Source organism: Microbacterium sp. EB106-03-03-XG65, from assembly GCF_058791955.1.
This window is the reverse complement of record NZ_JBYTEB010000001.1, coordinates 1,776,696-1,796,107: the sequence shown is the minus strand read 5'-3', so window position 1 is coordinate 1,796,107 and position 19,412 is coordinate 1,776,696. Positions and strand designations below refer to the sequence as shown.

The following is a 19,412-nucleotide window of genomic DNA, read 5'->3' as shown; positions in this document are numbered from 1 at the left end:
AGCTCGCGGCGACCCGCGGGGCCCACAGCTTCCGGAGATCTCACCTCGTGACACACGTCCCCTTCGAACCGGCGTCCGCGACGATCGTCATCGTCACCTACAACCGTTCGCATCTCCTGACCGGACTCCTCGAGAGCATCGCGGCCATGGAACCTGCACCGGGGCACGTCGTGATCATCGACAACGCCTCGTCCGATGACACGACCGAGGTCGTCGAGGCGTTCCGCCCGCGTCTCGGCATGGAACTCGTGTACCGCCGCCTGGAGACGAACACGGGCGGGTCGGGTGGGTTCAGCGAGGGCATGCGCACCGCATACGAACTCGGTTCCGAGTGGATCTGGATGATGGACGACGACGTCGAGGTCGTGCCCGACGGACTCGCGAAGATGGGTGCATGGGCACCGCGCTTCAAGAGCATCCAGGGGCGCCGTTACGACTACGACGGCAGCGAGTTCTACTGGCAGTACCGCATCGCCGAGCGGATGGGCATCCCGATCCCGTTCGCCCCGTCTGGCTTCGACGCCTCCGGCTACAAGGAGATGAACAGCGGATGCTTCGAGGGGATGTTCATCCATCGCTCGATCGTCCGGCAGATCGGACTCCCCGACCCCCGGTTCTTCATCTACTGGGATGACCAGATGTACGGTTGGCTCGCGTCCCGCAAGACGACGGCCGTCATCGTCGACGAGTTCGTGCTTCGTCGCACGCGCGAGATCAAGCAGTGGGACATGGGCATCCGCCACATGAACGCCTCGAGCAATGCGTACCGCTTCTACATCATGCGAAACCGCGCCTACATCAAGAATTACTACCGGGTGCACCACGTCTACAACCCGGTGCTGTTCGGCCTGGGCACGGCGATGACGTTCGCCAAGGAACTCATCCGCCTCGTCTTCGTCGAGCGCACCGTGCGCGGCACCAGCAACCTGTTCCGCGGGCTCAAGGAGGGCGCTCGGATCAGTCGCGACCGCTCCTGGCAGCCGATGGCACCCCTGGAGGGCTGAGGCAGATGACTGACGAGCAGCAGCCGGAACTGCGCTGGGCGCCGCTGCCCCCGAAGCCGAGCAATCGCGGCCGTATCTGGCTGATCGTGGGACTCACCGTCGCCGCGCTCGTCGTCGCGGCCGTGCTGCTCCTCTTCCTGCTGCCCCGCGGCGACGCCGCGGAGCCGGGTGCGAGCGGCTCGCCGACGCCCTCGCCGTCCGCATCCGCCTCGCCGACCGCCAGCGCGACAGCGACCCCGTCGCCGTCTCCGTCCCCGTCTGAGACGGAGACCGCCGCTCCGACCCCGACGCCGGATCCGACGATGACCCCGATCACGACGCCGCCGCCTCCCGCCGACCCCAGCGTGGGCGTGTTCCGCGACACCGTGCAGGGGTGGCTCGACGACGCGCTGACCGGTCTCGACATCGTGAGCGGAACCAGCGGACAGGATGCCGTCGACGTCGTCGACACCCTGCAGAACGACGCACAGCGACTGTCCCAGTCCGCTCCTCCGGCCTCGATCGAGTCGGATTGGCACGCCGCGGTCGCCGCCTACGCGCAGGCCTTGAGCGATCTCCGGTCAGCCGCCGAAGCGGGCGGGGACTCCTCGGGTGCCGCGTCGTCGGCGCTGTCAGCGGCCGAGGAAGTGCGGAGCCTCGTAGGGCTCTGAGCGGCGTTCGAGGGCAGACACCCCTCGGCGGGGTTCAGGAGTTGTAGTCCGCGTTGTAGCGATCGAGCACGTCGGCGATCGGTGCGTCCAGGACGAGCGAGCCCTTGTCGAGGTACAGTCCGCGCGTGCAGAAACGGCGCAGGTCCCTCTCGTTGTGGCTGACGAAGAACAGCGTGCGCCCTTCGGCGAGCAGCTCGTCGATGCGCTTGTAGCATTTGTCGCGGAACGCCTTGTCGCCCACCGCCAGCACTTCGTCGACGAGCAGGATCGGCTCGTCGAGCTGGGACACGACCGAGAATGCGAGGCGCACCTTCATACCGTTCGACAGGTGCTTGTAGGGGGTGTCCTCGAATCCGGCGAGTTCTGCGAAGGCGATGATGCCGTCGTAGCGTCGCGAGATCTCCTCCCGGCCCATCCCATGCAGCCCCGCGGTCAGACGCACGTTCTCGCGCACGGTGAGGTCGCCGACGAATCCTCCGGTGATCTCGATCAGCGGGGCGACTCCCCCGTTCACCGCGACGGTTCCCTCGTCTGCGAGCAGCACACCCGCGACGAGTCGCAGCAGCGTCGACTTGCCCTGGCCGTTACGACCGACCACTCCGATGGACTCGCCGGGCTGCACCGAGAAGCTGACGTCGCGCAGCGCCCAGAACTCCCCCGGACGCGAGCGTCGCGATGCTCCCCCGAAGAGGTCTTTGAAGTTGCGACGCCCTCGGCGGTTGCGACGGAAGCGGACGCCGAGTCCCGAGACCTCGATTGCAGCCGGCATCACAGCTCCTTGAGTACGGGGCGCTCGAGCGCGCGGAAGGTCCAGATGCCGAGCGCGAGGATCAGCACGCACATGATGGCGCTGATCAGCACGGGCACGGGGTCCCACAGATCGGGGAAGAACCCCACACGGTACAGAGTGAAGATCCCGGCCAGCGGATTGAACGCGCCGATGGTGTGGAACGGCGCGGGCAGGTCGCCGAAGCTGTAGATGACGGGCGATGCGTAGAAGAGCGCACGGAGCACGAGCGCCGTCGTGCGCTCCAGGTCGGCGTAGAGCACGCACAGCGGCGCGACGAGCAGCCCCAGTCCCACGAGGAGGACGACCTGCATCACCATCGCGACCGGGAACCACAGCAGCGACCAGCTCACGGTCGCTCCGCTGAACACCGCGAACAGCACCAGCACGGGCAACGAGAAGAGGAACTCGATCCCCTTGCTCAAGACGATGCGGTTGACCCAGATCGAGCGAGGGATCGCGGTGGACTTCACGAGCCGCGAGTCCTTGCGGAACGCGCGTGTGAAGTCGCCGACCGAGGAGTTGAACCACACCCACGGCAGCAGCGCGACGATCAGGAACACGATGTACGGATCCTCGCCGACGCTGCGATGGAAGACCTGGGTGAACACGAACCAGTAGATCGCGCTCATCACGAGCGGATCCAGGATCGACCACAGGTAGCCGAGGAAGCTCGTGGCGTAGCGCACCTTCAGGTCGCGCGCCGACAGCAGCCACAGCGAATGCGCATATCGCCGAGGCGTGCCGGGCTCCCCGACCGTCGAACCGCTCATGTGACTCCTGTGATCAGACCGCGCGCCCAGCCCGCGGGCGAGGCTCAGCCCTGCTGGACGCTCTCGAAGGTCTTCCGCCACTGCTCGGGCGAAGTGACCTTCGGCGTGCCGACCGCATAGTCGGACGAGAGCTTCTTCCAGCCGCGCGCGAGCCGGAGGTTCAGCCGGATGCTGCGCCAGAGGAAGCGGTGCATCAATGCGCGGTCACGCTGATACCACGCCACGCCGAGGCCGTCGGGAGACGTCACGAGTGCGGAATCGATGTCGGCGAAGCGCCACCAGTTGATGTCCTGAGCCGGGATGATGCGCTCCGGATTGCGACGGCTGCCCGGCGACTGCTTGATGACGAGCTGTCGCACGCCGACCCGCGCCGCGAGGATGAGCGCCGCGACCGGGTTGGTCGGCTTGCGCACGCCCCCGAGGATCGCGACCGACGAACGTCGGATCGGAGGGAGCGCCGAGAGATCCTCCACGACCTTCGAGTCGATGTACGCGGTCCGCATCTCGCGGATCTCCGCCTGCTTGCCGGGGAGCATCTCGGGGAGCGCCCCGGGACCGCGCATGACATCGCGCAGCGCTTCATGCCGCAGTCGGACAGCCGAGTACTGCAGCATGAAGAGCAGCTTGATGTCACCGAGGAACGAGTGCAGGGGAAGGATGCCGCCATTGGGCACGTGCGAGTGCAGGAGCCCCGTGATCACGCGGTTGCGATGGATGAAGTACTCCTCCCACGTGCGCGTGGGGTCCTTGTCGTGCCAGGCCATGTGCCAGACCGCCACTCCGGGCAGGCAGACGGTCGGATAGCCGTGCTCACGCGCCCGAAGCGAGTACTCGATGTCGTCGAATTTGAGGAACACGGGCAACGAGAGACCGATCTCGCGCAGGATCGCGGTGGGGATGAGACACATCCACCAGCCGTTGAAGTCCGCGCCGAGGTAGCGGTGCAGCTCAGGAGTCTCGCGCAGCGGCTCCTCCGCGAAGTCGTGGTCGTACTCGCTGGCGCCCGACGGGCGCATCCACGACTTCCGCTGATCCCATACTTCGCCCTGCGTGTACAGGACAGAGCGGTCGTCGAGGTGGAGCATTCCTCCGCCGACGATCGTGGGCGTCACGGCGAAGTCTCCGAAACGCACGGCGCGGACGATGGCCTCCGGCTCGGAGATCGCGTCGTCATCGAGAAGCAGCACGTACCGGCTCTCCTCCGAGGAGAGCGATTCGAGCATGGCCCGGGAGAATCCGCCCGACCCACCGAGATTCGGCTGGCGGAGGATCTCGAGCTTGTCGCCGAGCTGGGCCGCCGCCTCGGCGAAGCCGGGCTGGTCGGAGACGAGGTCGGTTCCCTGATCGACCACGATCACGCGGTCGAGGACCTCGTGGACATGCTCGTTCTGGCCGACGGCGATGATCTGATTCAGGCAGTACGACGGACGATTGAAGGTCGTGATGCCGACGGTCGTCTTTCCTGGCGTCCACCCCTCGGGGATCGCCACCTGCCACTCGGCGCTGACCAGAGTCGCGTCGGAGTTGCCCGCGGCGATGTCGAACCAGTACGAGCCGCCATCGATGAACGACGTGATCGGCAGGTCGAAGGCCACGGTCTCATCCGAGAACGACTTCGATGCGAGTGCCGATGCGCGGCCGCGCGCGCTCGACTTGTAGACCGAGATCAGGCCCTTGCCCTCGACCGTGGCGACGAGGCGCACCGAGCGGACCTTGGTCCCGTGCTGCCAGTAGCTCGCCGGGAAGGCGTTGAAGTACGTGCTCAGCGAGACACGTCGGTGAGCGTAGACCTTGATGCTGCGGCGTCCGACGATCTCGTACGCCTCGCCGGGCTGCGAGCCGTCACCGGAGCCGGTGTCGACGTACAGCGCCGAGACCTCGGCGACGCCCTCGGTCGGGAAGACGGTGTGATTGACGGCGACGAAGCCCGTGCTGGTGTTCTCAGTCATTGCGGTTCCCGTCAGGCCAGGTCGTTGTTCCACATCGACAGCGCAGAGCCGATGGCCATGTGCATGTCGAGGTACTGGTACGTGCCGAGGCGTCCACCGAAGTGCACGTCGTGCTCCCCCTTGGTCAGCTCGCGGTACGCGAGGAGCCCGGCACGGTCGGTCGGCGTGTTCACGGGGTAGTACGGCTCATCGTCACGAGTGGCGAACCGGGAGTATTCGCGCATGATGACCGTCTTGTCCTTGGGGTAGCGGTCCTCGCGCTCCGGGTGGAAGTGACGGAACTCGTGGATGCGCGTGTACGGCACGTCGGCGTCCGCATAGTTCATGACGGGAGTGCCCTGGAAGTCGCCGGTCAGCAGCACCTCCTCCTCGAAGTCCAGGGTGCGCCACGACAGCTCCCCCTCCGCGTAGTCGAAGTAGCGGTCGACGGGTCCGGTGTAGACCACGGGAACCTGACCGACCGTCGACTTCTTGTTGAGCGGCTGCGACTCATCGAAGAAGTCCACATCGAGCTTCACCTCGATGTTCTCGTGATCGGCCATGCGCTCGATCCAGGCGGTGTAGCCGTCGGTGGGGAGTCCCTCCCACCGGTCGTTGAAGTAGCGGTTGTCGTACGTGTAGCGCACGGGAAGCCGGCTGATGATCTCGGCCGGGAGATCCTTGGGATCGGTCTGCCACTGCTTCGCGGTGTAGTCGCGGATGAACGCCTCGTACAGGGGGCGGCCGATCAGGCCGATGCCGCGCTCCTCGAGGTTCTGCGCGTCCTTCGGGTCGAACTCGCCCGCGAGCTCGGTGATGAGTGCCCGGGCGTCATCCGGAGAGTGCGCGGCGTTGAAGAACTGGTTGATCGTGCCGAGGTTGATCGGCAGCGGGAACACGACGCCGTTGTGGTTCGTGTACACGCGGTGCACATAGTTCGTGAAAGAAGTGAAGCGGTTGACGTACTCCCACACCGTGGGGTTCGAGGTGTGGAAGAGGTGCGCCCCGTAGCGGTGCACCTCGATCCCGGTCTCCGGCTCGTTCTCGCTGTAGGCGTTGCCTCCGATGTGGTGACGACGGTCGATCACCGTCACCTTGCGGCCTGCGGCAGCTGCGCGTTCAGCGATGGTGAGCCCGAAGAAGCCCGACCCGACGACGAGGAGATCCATTGATGCAACTTTCCTGATGCTGACCGACAAGACTTTCGACGCACCTGCAGAGGCACGCGCCTCCACATTTTAGCTGGCGCGAGTTGCGATCATGCTGAGGGCAGGGCCACCTGGGCGGATTCGGCCAGAATTCTGTCGAGGAAAGGGGCGAGGGTGCGGGCGTAGGTGCGAGAGAGGTGGTTGTCGTCGATGTAGACCGCGATGTTGCCGATCGTGGCGCGGCACATGTCCCAGGGGCACAGCCACGGTGTGAAATCGACGACCGTGATCACATCCGAGAACGCCTCGGCCGGGTTCTCCTCGGCCAGGACGTCTTCCCTCGGCACATCGCACACGGTCGTGTCGTCGGTCGCGCACTCGAACATGTCGAAGGAGAACCGCGGGTTGTCGCGCACCCCGATCACGGGTATCTCCGCGGCCCGCAGTGCTTCGACCGCCTCATCGATGCCGTCGAGCAGACGCTCGGGTTCGTCGGCGTCGGCACGCGTCATGACGATGTAGACCGCATCGGGGCGGATGTCGGCCGCATAGTCGAGCGACGCACGTACCCAGGGCTCACAGGACTCCTGAGACGCGTTGCGCGACTCTTCGAACAGACCCACCGTGCACCCCCCTCGCAGCAGCGTGAGGACAGCGAGATCGCGCTCCTCCGAGAGCGCGATCAGCGGCGCGGAGAGCTGCTGTGCATGCGAGTCGCCGATCACGAGCACCCGCGCGGCCGCCTCGTCCGCGTCGACGCTCTGATTGCACGAGTCCTTGAGCACCGCTGACGAGGGCTCGAACCGCCCTTCGCACGCGGGCCCCACCGCCGCCCACTCGGAGTTCAGGTCGGTCGCCAACGGGATCATCGGGGCGTCGGTGCCCGCGATGTCGAACGCCGACTCGACCTGCGTCGCGCCGGGATAGTCCGAATCCTCCGCTGCCGCCGCGAACTCGGCGGCACGCTGCTGCTCGCTCCACCGCCAGCCACCCGTCGCACCGGCGACGAGCACGACGGACGCTGCGACCACGGCGATCCCTCGGAGAGCCGTGGCGCGGTCAGTGCGCGACGGACCCCGAAGAGGGCGTTCGACGGCCCGAGACAGCAGTCGTGCTGCCAGGAAGGACGCCCCGACGATGAGCAGCCCTTCCCAGGCGCCGACGCGGTCGGTCTCGGTCGCGACCATCCACATGACCAGGATCGGCCAGTGCACCAGATAGAGGGCGTAGGCGTCGCTCGACAGCGACGCCAGAGGCTTGGATGCGAGGAGCGCCGCCGGACCTCCCCGCGTCTGCGGGGCCGCTCCGGAGACGATCACGGCAGCGGTGCACAGCACCGGCCACAGCGCCAGATATCCCGGGAAGCCGCCGCGCACGTCGAGCACGATCCCGCAGAGGACGATCCCCGCCACACCGGCCCAGCCGAGCACCGCGGCGACCACCGCCGGCAGCCGGACGACCGGAAGGAGAAGCGCAAGGAGCGAACCTGCCGCGAACTCCCAGAGGCGGGTGCGTGTGTCGAAGTACGCGAAGGCCTGAGCCCCTCGGGTCTCGACGATCGAGAACCAGAGCGAGCAGACGAAGATGACCAGGAACACCGCTACCAGGGTCGGGCGGATGAGATGACGCCTGCGGCGGAGCAGCACCGCGACGAGACCGATCAGCACGGGCCAGAGCAGGAACACCTGACCCTGGATCGACAGCGACCAGAAGTGCTGCAGCGGGCTGGTCTCGGCACTGTCCCTGGCGTAGTAGTCGACCTCCGAGAACGCGAGGTGCCAGTTCTCGACGTAGAAGAGGCTTGCGAGCGTCTCGGTCCAGATCCTCGGCCACTGGGTCGGCGGCATCAACGCATAGGCCGCGCCGAGCACCGCGAGCAACGTCACCGCAGCGGCCGGGACGAGTCGGCGGAATCGGCGGCTCCAGAACGAGCCCAGCGCCAGCGGAGTGCCGTCGATTGCACGTCGGGAAAGCGACCCGGTCAGCAGGAACGCCGAGATCATCAGGAAGACATCGACTCCGCCCGACACTCGCCCGAGCCACACGTGGTACACGACGACGAGCACGATCGCGAGCGTGCGCAGGCCGTCTATGTCGGCGCGATATCGCTCCGACACCGTCCGCGGCGTCGCAGCCGTTCCTGTCGTGGGCACTCCGAACACCTCGTTCAGACGTCGTCGGGCAAGGGGCCTCGTCTGTTCGGGCAGACGGAGACTCGTCCCGAGACTATCCCAGAATTTTGGATTACTGGCTGGTCACGGGGCGACGGGAGCGCCCAGCGCCTGATCCACGACCGCGCGCAGGCGATCGCTGAGGGTCTCGGCATACGAGCCGCTCAGATGGTCGGCGTCGTAGTAGACCGGCACTCCTCCGACCGCCGCGAAGCAGTCGTCGTCATCGCACAGGAGCGACGTGAGGTCTGCCTGCCAGAGGCCCGGCAGTGGCTGCTCCGCGGCGAGCGCCACCGGGTCGGGCGGGATCGCCCTCTCCCTCGGCACTGCGCACTCCTGCGGCTCGGCGGGGTTCAGCACGAGGCAGTCGAGATCGCGAACGTCTCCGTTCAGGGGCGTGTCGGCGATCGCCACCACCGACATCCCCGCGCCGGTCCAACGCGCCCAGGTACTCCTGAGGCCGTCGACGAACTGGTCGTCGTGCGCGCGGCCGCTGCCGTCATCGACGAGCTGCTGCCGCGCCGCCATCGACGTCACGACGAGATCCGGCTTCTCGGCGACCAGCTGGTCGGTGAGCGCCGCCGCCCAGTCACGACAGCGCGTGTAGTCCACCGGCCCCCACGCGGCATCGAAACCGATGAACGCCACATCGGCCGGGGGGCATCCCGGGAACGAACTGATCGTGAGTCGCCACCCCTGATCTCGGGCGATCGGAAAGAGTGCCGCCTGCCACTGCTCGGCGTGCGAGTCGCCCACCAACCACACGCGGGGACCCCGACCCTCCTCAGAGAAATCGCACTCGCGGGTGGTCTCGCGGCCGTCGAACACGAGTCGGGAACTGAGATCGCCGCATTCGGGAGCGAGCTCGAAGTACGCATCGGACCTCGTCACGACCGGATCCGACACGGCGACCGACGGATCACAACCCGTAGCGTCGACGAGGGCGGCGGCTCCGTGACATGACCCGCCGCGCGGACCGGCGTCCTCGGCGGCAGCATCGCGAGCGGACGCCGCGATCAGGAGCACCGCCGAGAGCAGCGCGACGACGGCCATCATCGCGGCCCCGCCGAGGTACGCACGACGAACCGGCCGCCACCACGGCGCGCGTTGCGCCGGCGTCTCGACCCATCGCCGACTCGCCCACGCGAGAATCAGCGCCAGAACCAGGATGCCGAGGCGCGACCACCACGACAGCGGCGCCCCGATGGCGAAGGGCGTGAGCACGATGAGCGGCCAGTGCCACAGATACAGCGAGTACGACACGTCTCCGAGCCACTGCACCGGACGAGCATCGATGACGGCGGACACCACGAGCAGAGGCGCACGGCGCCCCGTGCCCGCGACGATCACCGCAGCGGTCGCCGCGACCGGGAGCAGCGCCGCGACACCGGGGTATGGAGTCTGCGGACCGAAGACGAATGCCGCCACCGCGATCCCCCCGAACCCCGCGAGGGCGAGGGCCGATGCGGCCAGCGCATTGAGCCGGCCGAAGAGCGCGACGGGAATCGACGCGATCGCCGCACCCACCGCGAACTGCCACGCGCGAGTGAAGGTGACGAAGTAGGCCTGCGCCGGCGAGTCCGCTGTGTAGATCACCGCCGCGACGAAGGACAGGACTGCGACCGCCGAGACGGCCCCGAGAACGAATCGCCTGCGCTCTCCCGTCGCGTCCCGCCGAGCTGCGACCATGGCGGCCCCCAGCACGAGGAGCGGCCACACGAGGTAGAACTGCTCCTCGACCGACAGCGACCAGTAGTGCTGCACGGCGCTTGCCGCCGCATTGTGAGCCGAGTAGTTCACAGAGAGCGATGCGAGCGTCCAGTTCTCGACGTAGAACACGCTCGCCAACGACTGGAGGGCGTTGTCCGTCCATCGTGTGAACGGAAGCAGCGCCCACACTCCGATCAACGTGACGAGGATCACGAGGAGCGCCGCCGGCAGCAGCCGCCGGATCCGCCGAGCGTAGAACGCTGCGAGGCGGACCCGGCCGGTGCGGTCGAGCTCCGAGAGCAGATGTCCGGTGATCAGGAATCCGGAGATGACGAAGAAGACGTCGACACCGACGTAGCCGCCGGTGATCTGCTCCGGCCACAGGTGGTTGAGCACCACAAGGCCGATGGCGACGGCACGCAGCGCCTGGATGTCGGTGCGGAACCTGCCGGTGCGCGCCGACACTCGAGAGATCGAGACCGCCGAGGCGGGCGCGGTCACGACCTCAGATACTCCTCGAGCTGTTCATTCGCGTCGCGCGGAGTGAACCCGGTGGACTCGATCTTCGAGAGGTCGAGCACGCTGTTCAGCGGGCGAGGAGCCACAGGACCATCGGCGTTCGCGAAGTACTCGGCGGTGCTCACCCCGGAGACCCGTGTCCGATCTGCACCGGTGATCGCGAAGATGTCGCTCGCGATCTCGGCCCACGTGCGCTCATCGCCGCTCCCGGTCACGTTGTACGTCCCGTAGGGCGCATGCGTGTCGAGGAGATGAACGATGGCGCGTGCGATCTCGGATGCGAATGTCAGCCGACCTCGCTGATCGTCCACCACCTTCGGATCGATGCCGCGCTCGGCGAGCGACGCCATGGTCCGGACGAAGTTCTTGCCGTCGCCGATCACCCAGGAGGTGCGCAGGATGTAGTGACGCGAAGCCGTGCTCACGGCGAGGTCGCCCGCAGCCTTCGACTGTCCGTAGACCCCCAACGGGCAGGTCGGGTCGTCTTCGCGGTACGGACGCTCCGCGGTGCCGTCGAACACGTAGTCGCTCGACACGTGGATGAGCGTCACCCCGAACTCCGCCGCGATCGCCGCCAGCCGAGCGGGACCTGCGGCGTTCGCGGCCCACGCGTCACGACGCCCGTCCGCGGTCTCCGCCAGGTCCACAGCCGTATAGGCACCGGCGTTGACGATCGCCTCGTAGTCGCGCCAGCGTCGCGCGGCTCGGACGTCTGCATCTGCGAGATCGAACTCGGCGCGGGTCGTCCACTCCACGTGCGGAGCGTCGCCGAGCTCCTCGCGCAGCGCGCGCCCGAGCTGACCGCCAGCACCCACGACCAGGATCTTCTTCGCAGCGATCGGCGTCACGTCCGCGAGGCGGGGGTGCGCGAGGTCCTTCGCGGAGATCTCGACGTCTGCCAGCGGGATCGGCCAGTCGATGGCGGCGGTCTCGTCGGCGAGGTTCAGGAACGAGTACGACGCATCGGGCGACCAGTGATCGTTCACCAGATACGTGTAGGCGGTGTCGGCTTCGAGGGTCTGATAGGAGTTACCCACTCCCCTGGGCACGAAGATCGCCTTCGATGCATCGAGCTCGGTCGTGAACACGGCCCCGAACGACGGCCCCTCGCGCAGGTCGACCCACGCGCCGAAGATGCGTCCTGTCGCGACGGAGACCCACTTGTCCCACGGCTCCGCATGGATGCCGCGGGTCGTGCCGATCGCGTCGTTGAACGAGATGTTGTTCTGCACCGGCCCGAAGTCGGGCAGACCGAGCGCCGTCATCTTCTCGCGCTGCCAGTTCTCCTTGAACCAGCCGCGGGAATCGCCGTGCACGGGAAGATCGAACACCACGAGTCCGGGGATCCCGGTCTCGGTGACGCCCAGCTTTTTGCCGAAGTCGATGTCGCCCACGCCGCTTACTGTCCCTTCGACGCGTAGAAGGCCTCGGTCGAGTCCTTCGACGGCGCCCACCAGGACTCGTTGTCCTTATACCACTGGATCGTGGCCGCGAGCCCCGATTCGAAGTCCTCGAACTGCGGCGTCCAGCCGAGCTCGGTGCGGAGCTTCGTCGAGTCGATCGCATAGCGCAGATCGTGCCCGGCTCGGTCCGTGACGTGGTCGTACGCGTCTCGCGGCTGTCCCATGCCTTCGAGGATGAGCTCCACGACGTCCTTGTTGTTGCGCTCGCCGTCGGCGCCGATCAGGTAGGTCTCGCCGATGCGGCCCTTCTCGAGGATCGTGAGGACCGCCGAGGAGTGGTCGTTGGCGTGGATCCAGTCGCGCACGTTCTCCCCCGCGCCGTACAGCTTGGGACGGATGCCGCGGATGACGTTCGTGATCTGACGCGGGATGAACTTCTCGACGTGCTGATACGGGCCGTAGTTGTTCGAGCAGTTGGAGATCGTCGCCTTGACACCGAACGAGCGCACCCAGGCGCGCACGAGCAGGTCGCTGCCGGCCTTGGTCGACGAGTACGGCGACGAGGGGTTGTACGGGGTCTGCTCGGTGAAACGCTCAGGATCGTCGAGCTCGAGGTCGCCGTACACCTCGTCGGTCGAGATGTGGTGGAACCGACGATCATGACGACGAGCCGCCTCGAGCAGGGTGTAGGTGCCGATGATGTTCGTGTCGAGGAAGGGGCGCGGGCTGTGCAGCGAGTTGTCGTTGTGCGACTCCGCGGCATAGTGCACCACGGCATTCGCCTCTTCGGTCAGCCGGTCCACGAGCTCGGCATCCGTGATGTCACCCTGCACGAACTGCACGCGGTCCTCGGGCAGACCTGCGAGCGAGTCGCGGTTGCCGGCGTAGGTGAGCGCATCGAGCACGGTCACGTCGTAATCGGTGTTCTCGACGACATAGTGCACGAAGTTGGATCCGATGAATCCGGCACCTCCCGTCACGAGCAGGCGGGTCATGCGTTCCCTCTCTTGAGCAGATCCAGCAGGTAGGCGCCGTAGCCGCTCTTCACGAGCTTCTCAGCCCGCACACGCAGCTCGTCGTCGGACAGGAAGCCCTGTCGCCACGCGACCTCTTCCGGCACTCCGATCTTGAGCGAGGTCCGTCGCTCCATCGTGCGCACGTACTCGGCGGCATCCGTCATCTGGTCGAACGTGCCGGTGTCGAGCCAGGCCGTGCCGCGCGGCAGCACCTCGACCTGCAGCTTGCCGCGCTCGAGATAGGCGCGGTTGACGTCGGTGATCTCGTACTCGCCGCGCGCCGACGGCTCGAGGTTGCGAGCGATCTCGACGACCTCGTTGTCGTAGAAGTACAGACCGGGCACCGCGTAGTTGCTCTTCGGCTGCGCGGGCTTCTCCTCGAGCGACACCGCGGTGCCGTCGGCATCGAACTCGACGACGCCGTATGCCTCGGGCTCGGCGACCCAGTAGGCGAAGATCGCGCCGCCATCGATGTCACCGAAGCGCTGCAGCTTGTTGCCGAGGCCGGGGCCGTAGAGCAGATTGTCGCCGAGCACCAGTGCGACGCTGTCGTCGCCGATGAAGTCGGCGCCGATCGTGAAGGCCTGGGCGAGACCGTCGGGAGACGGCTGCTGAGCGAACGTGAGATTGATGCCGAACTGAGAGCCGTCGCCGAGCAGCCGCTCGAAGTGCGCGGCATCGTGCGGGGTCGTGATCACCAGGATGTCCCGGATGCCCGCGAGCATCAGCGTGGACAGCGGGTAATAGACCATGGGCTTGTCGTAGACGGGAATCAGCTGCTTCGACACACCCAGGGTGATGGGATGAAGTCGAGTTCCGGAGCCGCCCGCGAGAATGATGCCTTTCACCCCAACATCGTGCCACATCCCGGCTGCGAGGTTCGGCCACGCCGATTCTTGACTTGCTTCACATCAATCACAGTGGCATCATCAGTGTCTTTCCGTCACAATGGGCAGTGTGACCCGCCCCACGTCCTCACGCTCTCGCCTGCGCGCGCTCCTCGCGAGCACCGCCGCCGTCACCTTCGCCGTCTCTCTGCTCGTCGCCAGCCCGGCGAGCGCGACGGCCCCGACAGTCGACGCATCGGTCACGGCGGGCTTCTCGACGACCGCCCCGGCCGCGCGCGCCGCATCGCCCGTCAAGGCGCTGATCACCGACGGCTTCCGTGCCGGCAAGATCATCTCGAACGAGGTCTTCTTCGACAGCTCGACGATGAGCGCAGCGAGCATCGACTCGTTCTTCCGGTCGAAGGTGGCGTCGTGCCGTTCCGGCTACGTCTGCCTCAAGGACTACCGTCAGAACACCCCCAACCGTGCGGCCGACCAGTACTGCAACGGCTACCAGGGGTCGGGCAACGAGTCCGCGGCCACGATCATCTACAAGGTCGCGCAGTCGTGCGGGATCAACCCCCAGGTCTTCATCGTCATGCTGCAGAAGGAGCAGAGCCTGGTCACGCACACGTGGCCGAGCGACTGGCGGTTCAGCATGGCCCTCGGCCAGGGGTGCCCCGACACCGCGCCCTGCGACCCGTCGTTCGCCGGCTTCTTCTACCAGATCTACGGCGCCGGTCGGCAGATGAAGATCTACACCGAGGGCCGCTACTTCACGTACTACGCTCCGGGCAAGACCTGGAACATCATGTACAACCCGAACAGCGCATGCGGGCGCGGCCCGGTGTACGTCGAGAACTCCGCGACCGCGGCGCTCTACTACTACACGCCGTACCAGCCCAACGCCGCGGCGCTGCGCGCCGGCTACGGCTCGGGCGACAACTGCTCCGCATACGGCAACCGCAACTTCCACAACTACTTCACCGACTGGTTCGGCAGCACCCAGAACCCGGCCTCGTCCCTCGTCCGGGATTCGAGCACGGGCCAGATCTTCCTCACCTCAGGCGGCGTCAAGCACTATGTCACGACGCCATCCGACCTCAACGTCCTGACCAAGCGCCTCGGCGCGGTGCGGTCCGTGAGCTCGGGATACATCGCCTCCCTGACCTCGGGCAACCGGTTCATCCGTTTGGTGCGCGATGCGCGCGATGGGGCCATGTACTTGCTTCAGCCCGACGGCACCAAGCATCACTTCTCCTCTGCAGCCCTCATCACCCGGTACGGCATGAGGACGGATGACTACACCCCGCTCACTCCGGCGATCCTCGGGGCGTACCCCACCGGACAGCCGGTGGGCGACTACTTCAGATCCGAGGACTCCCCCGACTACTACAAGTGGGAGAACGGTCAGCGCAGGCATATCGCCAACGGACTCGCGTGGCAGCTGGAGCGCGGCAAGGCGAAGGACTACGTCGCCGTCTTCCCTGCCGGCAACGCCGCCTTCCCACCCCAGGGACGCTCATTCCTCGCACCGGGAACCCTCGTGAAGGAGAACTCCCGCAACGAGGTGTACATCGTCGGCCAGGGGGCGGACCTCACGCACATCCCGAGTTGGGAGATGAGCGCGGATGCGGGCATCACCGCGTATCAGCCGGTCGTGAACGGCACGTTCGCGGGCTACAGCCGGACGACCGCGCTGGCGCCGCTCTTCACCTGCGGCGCGCAGACGTTCGTCGTCGACGGCGGGAAGATCACCGCCGTGGCGAATCCGGGCCGCACCGGCAAGGGGCCCGCGCTCCCCGGATCCGTGTGCAACGTGCTGCCCCGAAGCAGCACGACGTTCTCGAACCCGGTGTTCGTCAAGTCCCGGACCGCCGACGCCATCTACTCTCTCGAGAACGGCCAGCTCCGTCATGTCCAGTCCGGCCAACGTCTGCTGGAGATCACCGGCGGCAACTCGCCGTACACCGCCACATGGTCGAACGCGACCATCGAGGCGTTCCCGAAGGGCACTCCGTACCTGCGCGAAGGCGTCTTCGTGACGTTCGGAAGCGAGACCGTGTACATGATGCGCGGAGGGCAGCTTCGTCACGTGCCCACGCAGCAGTTGCTCATCCAACTCGCCAACGGGCAGTGGCCGATCGAGATCGTGAGACGCAACGCTCAGGACCTCGCCCTCTACAAGGTGGGCGCGCCGCTCGGCTGAGTCACGGGAGCCGCCGATCGACCCCCATAGAATGGGGGTATGAGTTCGTCGCTGGACCGGGTCCTGGTCATCGTTCCCGCCTGGAACGAGGAGCGGAACGTCGGCAGGACCGTCGAGGAGATCCGCACCGCGCTCCCCGCGACGGACATCCTCGTGGTCGACGACGGCTCGACGGACGCCACGGCCGACGTCGCGCGACAAGCCGGTGCCGACGTCCTGCAGCTCCCGTTCAACCTCGGAGTCGGCGGCGCGATGCGAGCGGGTTACGTGCGTGCTCAGCGCGGCGGCTACGAAGCCGCGATCCAGGTGGACGCCGACGGCCAGCACAACCCCGTCGACATCGCACGCATCATCGAGGCCCTCGATCGCGCCGACATCGCGATCGGCGCCCGTTTCGCAGAGGTCGGCGACTACAAGAGCCGGGGTCCGCGGCGCTGGGCGATGGTGGTCCTCGCCAAGGTGCTGTCGCGAGTCGCCAAGACCCCTCTCACCGACGTCACGAGCGGGTTCAGGGCAGGGAATCGTCGCGCCATCGACCAGTACGTCCAGTACTACCCGGCGGAGTACCTCGGAGACACGATCGACAGCCTGGTCGCGGCCGTTCACACCGGTCTCACGGTGACACAGGTGCCCGTGGCCATGCGGCCTCGCATGCACGGAGTCCCGAGCCAGGGCTTCTTCGGTTCGACGGTCTACCTCATGCGCTCTGTGATGGCCCTCGGGCTCTCGATCATGAGGCGCCCCCAAGTCCGACGACACGACGGAGAACGCGCATGATGGTCACCGGAGCGATCGGCCTCGCCGTCGTCATCCTCGGCGTCGTCCTGGCGCTGCTGCTCAAGCGTCAGCTCCGGGAGAAGTACGCGATCATCTGGCTCGTGATCGGGCTCGCCGTCCTGCTGCTCGGCATCTTCCCGCAGGCGCTGCTGTTCATCACCGCTTCGCTCGGCTTCCAGGTGCCGGCCAACCTCCTGTTCACGCTCGCGATCTTCCTTCTCCTGGCCGTCTCGCTGCACCTCTCCTGGGAGCTCTCGCAGGCCGAGGAAGAGATCCGTCGGCTCGCGGAGGAGGCAGCGATCGGGCGCCTCGAGCGCGAGGCGCACGCGAAGCGCATCGCCGAGCTCGAACACGCCGTCGACGAGCTGCGTGCGCGGGACCGCCGCCAGAGCGACTGAATCAGCGAGCGCGTCGACGCACGATCGCCCGCCCGCGCACGAGCGTTCCGGCGAACCAACTCGCCAGGTACTCGACGCGGAACCGCCCCACCACCTCTCCACGCGCAACCGCATCGCGAAGAAGGCGCTGAAGCGGGCCGAATCGTCGACGCGCGGAGAAGTACGGAATCAGCGTGTCCGCGGATGCCGACCCCGGTCCGAGGCGCTCCCGCAGGACATCCGTGAGGAGCTGACGCCATCCGACGTTGAGCCAGAACAGCATCCGCAGGAGCGCGACAGGGGTTCGCGCCCCCTCATACTTCTGCGCGAGGGAGAGCACCGTGCGAATCGACTGCAGCGGACGCACAGGTCCCGTCATCGCGCTGGGATCCCCGAACACGTTGTCCGCGTGCTGCACGTAATCCTGCAGGACGTCGGGCAGCATCCGAGTTCCGTTCCCCGCCCCTGCCACCACGGCCAGCCAGTGGTCGTGCGCGGCCGTGCGCGTCGATGCGACGGGGAACGGGAGCGCACGCGAAAGGATCTCGGAACGGAAGACGAAGGCGGATCCGCTGAACTGGTTGTTCAGCACGTTCGCCACGAGACCGTGGTCCGCTCGAGACGTCTCTCCGAGCACCCTCCCGGACGGCTGCTCCACGAGCCGGGATTGCCCGCTCACGAGATCGACCTCATCGAGGTGAGGCAGCAGGGTCTCGAGCTTGTGCGGATACCATTCGTCGTCCTGGTCGCTCAGTGCGATCCAGCGAGCGCCCTGAGCGACAGAGCGGATGCCGTGCTCGAAGTTGAGGTAGAAACCTCGACGACTCCCGTCGCCGATCACACGGAACCGCGGATCGTCGAGCGTGATCTCGGCGACGAGGGAGCGCACCGGGTCGGGATCACCGTCGACCGAGATGACGCATTGCCATTCCGTCACGGTCTGTGCGCGGATCGATTCCAGCTGACGTCGGAACAGCTCCGGATCGGGGCGGTAGGCCGCGAGGACGATCGATCCGAATTCCTGACGCACGCCGAATCTCCCTCTGCTGACGACGCTCTCCAGTCTAGGTGGCGGTGGCTGTCAGCCCGAGCGGATAGGGTATTTCAGTCGGGAGCGAAGGAAGGGCGACGAGTGGAATCTGTCTGGGCGATCATCTCGACCTTCCGACCCGACGACGATCTCCTGTCGGCCTTCGACTCGATCGCGGCGCAGGTGTCGGGAGTCGTGGTCGTCGACGACGCGAGCGGGGCTGGTTCCTCGGAGATCCTTTCCGCGCTCGCCGAGCGCGGTGCGGTCGTCGAGCCCCTCACGGAGAACTCCGGCATCGCCGCCGCGCTCAACCGCGGATACGAACTCGCCCTGCAGCATGGCGCATCGAAGGTCCTCTCGTTCGATCAGGACTCCCACATCGAGGCCGACTACGTGCAGACCGTCGTCGCCGCGTACGATGCCGCCGTCGCGCGCGGTCACCGGGTGGGGCTCATCGTCCCCGAGCACTTCGCAGACGTGCGCCAGGCGCATGCCGAACTCGCGGACGGCACCCTTCTCGCGAAGAACATCATCCAGTCCGGGATGCTCGTCGACGCGGGTGTCCTCAGGGCGCTCGGCCCGTTGCGGGACGACTTCTTCATCGATCTCGTCGACACCGAATTCGAACTCCGCGCCCGCACAGAGGGCTACCTGACGATCGCGGCTCCAGGTGCTGCTCTCGGCCACCAGCTCGGACGCCAGTACGCCCGGCTGTTGTTCGGACGCCCACTGAGCCTTCCCGGCCTCCCGCCGGTGTCGACATTCAGCACGCCGTTCCGATACTTCTATCGCGTGCGGAACCGCATGGTGCTGAATCGTCTCTACCTGTGGAGCGCGCCAGGACAGATCCTCCGCGATACGGCGATCGACCTGCTCCATTTCGTGAATGCGCTCCTCGTCGCCCGTCCGCGGGGCGCCTTCGCCCGTGTGCTCCGGGCTGGTGTGAACGCCGGGTTCAACAGGCGCATGGGGCGCATGCCTGCTGCCGTCGCGGACCTCGCCGCTCAGGTCGTCTGGGACGCACCACTGGTCGAGAGCGGCGTCCATGGCGCCGCGCGTCAGAGCGACCGGTGAGGACGGCAC

General features: G+C 66.8%; 16 protein-coding genes. 6 read left to right on the top strand and 10 right to left on the bottom strand.

Annotated elements, in window-relative coordinates; genetic code table 11:
* Positions 1 to 47: 47 nt before the first annotated feature.
* Together AC3WS6_RS08375 and AC3WS6_RS08370 are read left to right on the top strand one after the other, a co-directional pair.
* On the top strand, positions 48 to 1,004 hold the full coding sequence (locus AC3WS6_RS08375) for a glycosyltransferase family 2 protein (protein WP_492500581.1): 957 nt from the start codon (positions 48 to 50) through the stop codon (positions 1,002 to 1,004).
* A gap of 5 nt (positions 1,005 to 1,009) precedes the next feature.
* A complete protein-coding gene (locus tag AC3WS6_RS08370) occupies positions 1,010 to 1,654 on the top strand; it encodes a hypothetical protein (RefSeq protein ID WP_492500580.1) in 645 nt (214 codons plus the stop codon).
* A gap of 34 nt (positions 1,655 to 1,688) precedes the next feature.
* Here AC3WS6_RS08370 and AC3WS6_RS08365 read toward each other — a convergent pair whose 3' ends face one another.
* From AC3WS6_RS08365 to rfbA, 9 genes are all read right to left on the bottom strand, one after another.
* Entirely contained in the window at positions 1,689 to 2,423 is a 735-nt protein-coding gene (locus AC3WS6_RS08365; RefSeq protein ID WP_492500579.1) for an ABC transporter ATP-binding protein, read from the bottom strand.
* Entirely contained in the window at positions 2,423 to 3,214 is a 792-nt protein-coding gene (locus AC3WS6_RS08360; RefSeq protein ID WP_492500578.1) for an ABC transporter permease, read from the bottom strand. Before AC3WS6_RS08360 ends, AC3WS6_RS08365 begins: the two co-directional genes overlap by 1 nt.
* 44 nt (positions 3,215 to 3,258) lie before the next feature.
* Complete coding sequence (locus tag AC3WS6_RS08355) at positions 3,259 to 5,163, bottom strand: glycosyltransferase (protein ID WP_492500577.1); 1,905 nt, start codon at positions 5,161 to 5,163, stop codon at positions 3,259 to 3,261.
* Between the two features lie 11 nt (positions 5,164 to 5,174).
* Complete coding sequence (glf, locus tag AC3WS6_RS08350) at positions 5,175 to 6,311, bottom strand: UDP-galactopyranose mutase (protein ID WP_492500576.1); 1,137 nt, start codon at positions 6,309 to 6,311, stop codon at positions 5,175 to 5,177.
* Positions 6,312 to 6,400: 89 nt separating this feature from the next.
* Positions 6,401 to 8,443 (bottom strand): acyltransferase family protein, encoded by a 2,043-nt coding sequence (locus tag AC3WS6_RS08345; protein ID WP_492500575.1) that lies wholly within the window; start codon positions 8,441 to 8,443, stop codon positions 6,401 to 6,403.
* Between the two features lie 102 nt (positions 8,444 to 8,545).
* Positions 8,546 to 10,672 carry an acyltransferase family protein gene (locus AC3WS6_RS08340; RefSeq protein WP_492500574.1) on the bottom strand — a complete coding sequence of 709 codons (2,127 nt, stop codon included), beginning with the start codon at positions 10,670 to 10,672 and terminating at the stop codon, positions 8,546 to 8,548.
* A complete protein-coding gene (gene rfbD / locus AC3WS6_RS08335) occupies positions 10,669 to 12,084 on the bottom strand; it encodes a dTDP-4-dehydrorhamnose reductase (RefSeq protein ID WP_492500573.1) in 1,416 nt (471 codons plus the stop codon). Before rfbD ends, AC3WS6_RS08340 begins: the two co-directional genes overlap by 4 nt.
* Positions 12,085 to 12,089: 5 nt before the next feature.
* Entirely contained in the window at positions 12,090 to 13,088 is a 999-nt protein-coding gene (rfbB, locus tag AC3WS6_RS08330; protein WP_492500572.1) for a dTDP-glucose 4,6-dehydratase, read from the bottom strand.
* Complete coding sequence (gene rfbA, locus AC3WS6_RS08325) at positions 13,085 to 13,957, bottom strand: glucose-1-phosphate thymidylyltransferase RfbA (RefSeq protein WP_492500571.1); 873 nt, start codon at positions 13,955 to 13,957, stop codon at positions 13,085 to 13,087. Before rfbA ends, rfbB begins: the two co-directional genes overlap by 4 nt.
* Positions 13,958 to 14,066: 109 nt before the next feature.
* Here rfbA and AC3WS6_RS08320 point away from each other — a divergent pair, with 109 nt between their 5' ends.
* The 3 genes from AC3WS6_RS08320 to AC3WS6_RS08310 are packed head-to-tail and all read left to right on the top strand — an operon-like array spanning position 14,067 to position 17,320.
* Positions 14,067 to 16,145 carry a hypothetical protein gene (locus AC3WS6_RS08320; protein WP_492500570.1) on the top strand — a complete coding sequence of 693 codons (2,079 nt, stop codon included), beginning with the start codon at positions 14,067 to 14,069 and terminating at the stop codon, positions 16,143 to 16,145.
* 39 nt (positions 16,146 to 16,184) lie between these two features.
* Positions 16,185 to 16,922 (top strand): glycosyltransferase family 2 protein, encoded by a 738-nt coding sequence (locus AC3WS6_RS08315; RefSeq protein ID WP_492500569.1) that lies wholly within the window; start codon positions 16,185 to 16,187, stop codon positions 16,920 to 16,922.
* On the top strand, positions 16,919 to 17,320 hold the full coding sequence (locus AC3WS6_RS08310; protein WP_492500568.1) for a DUF2304 domain-containing protein: 402 nt from the start codon (positions 16,919 to 16,921) through the stop codon (positions 17,318 to 17,320). The genes AC3WS6_RS08315 and AC3WS6_RS08310 overlap by 4 nt, the downstream gene beginning before the upstream one ends.
* A 1-nt stretch (position 17,321) precedes the next feature.
* Here the strand turns inward: AC3WS6_RS08310 and AC3WS6_RS08305 are convergent, their stop codons facing one another.
* Entirely contained in the window at positions 17,322 to 18,329 is a 1,008-nt protein-coding gene (locus tag AC3WS6_RS08305; protein ID WP_492500567.1) for a glycosyltransferase, read from the bottom strand.
* Positions 18,330 to 18,431: 102 nt separating this feature from the next.
* Here AC3WS6_RS08305 and AC3WS6_RS08300 point away from each other — a divergent pair, with 102 nt between their 5' ends.
* Positions 18,432 to 19,403 carry a glycosyltransferase gene (locus AC3WS6_RS08300; RefSeq protein ID WP_492500566.1) on the top strand — a complete coding sequence of 324 codons (972 nt, stop codon included), beginning with the start codon at positions 18,432 to 18,434 and terminating at the stop codon, positions 19,401 to 19,403.
* Positions 19,404 to 19,412 lie beyond the last annotated feature (9 nt).

Excerpts from the sequence above, each read along its gene's own strand:
- glf (WP_492500576.1), bottom strand. The coding sequence starts at position 6,311 with ATGGATCTCCTCGTCGTCGGGTCGGGCTTCTTCGGGCTCACCATCGCT.
- AC3WS6_RS08365 (WP_492500579.1), bottom strand. The coding sequence starts at position 2,423 with ATGCCGGCTGCAATCGAGGTCTCGGGACTCGGCGTCCGCTTCCGTCGC.
- AC3WS6_RS08315 (WP_492500569.1), top strand. The coding sequence starts at position 16,185 with ATGAGTTCGTCGCTGGACCGGGTCCTGGTCATCGTTCCCGCCTGGAAC.
- AC3WS6_RS08370 (WP_492500580.1), top strand. The coding sequence starts at position 1,010 with ATGACTGACGAGCAGCAGCCGGAACTGCGCTGGGCGCCGCTGCCCCCG.
- AC3WS6_RS08310 (WP_492500568.1), top strand. The coding sequence starts at position 16,919 with ATGATGGTCACCGGAGCGATCGGCCTCGCCGTCGTCATCCTCGGCGTC.
- rfbB (WP_492500572.1), bottom strand. The coding sequence starts at position 13,088 with ATGACCCGCCTGCTCGTGACGGGAGGTGCCGGATTCATCGGATCCAAC.
- AC3WS6_RS08355 (WP_492500577.1), bottom strand. The coding sequence starts at position 5,163 with ATGACTGAGAACACCAGCACGGGCTTCGTCGCCGTCAATCACACCGTC.
- AC3WS6_RS08360 (WP_492500578.1), bottom strand. The coding sequence starts at position 3,214 with ATGAGCGGTTCGACGGTCGGGGAGCCCGGCACGCCTCGGCGATATGCG.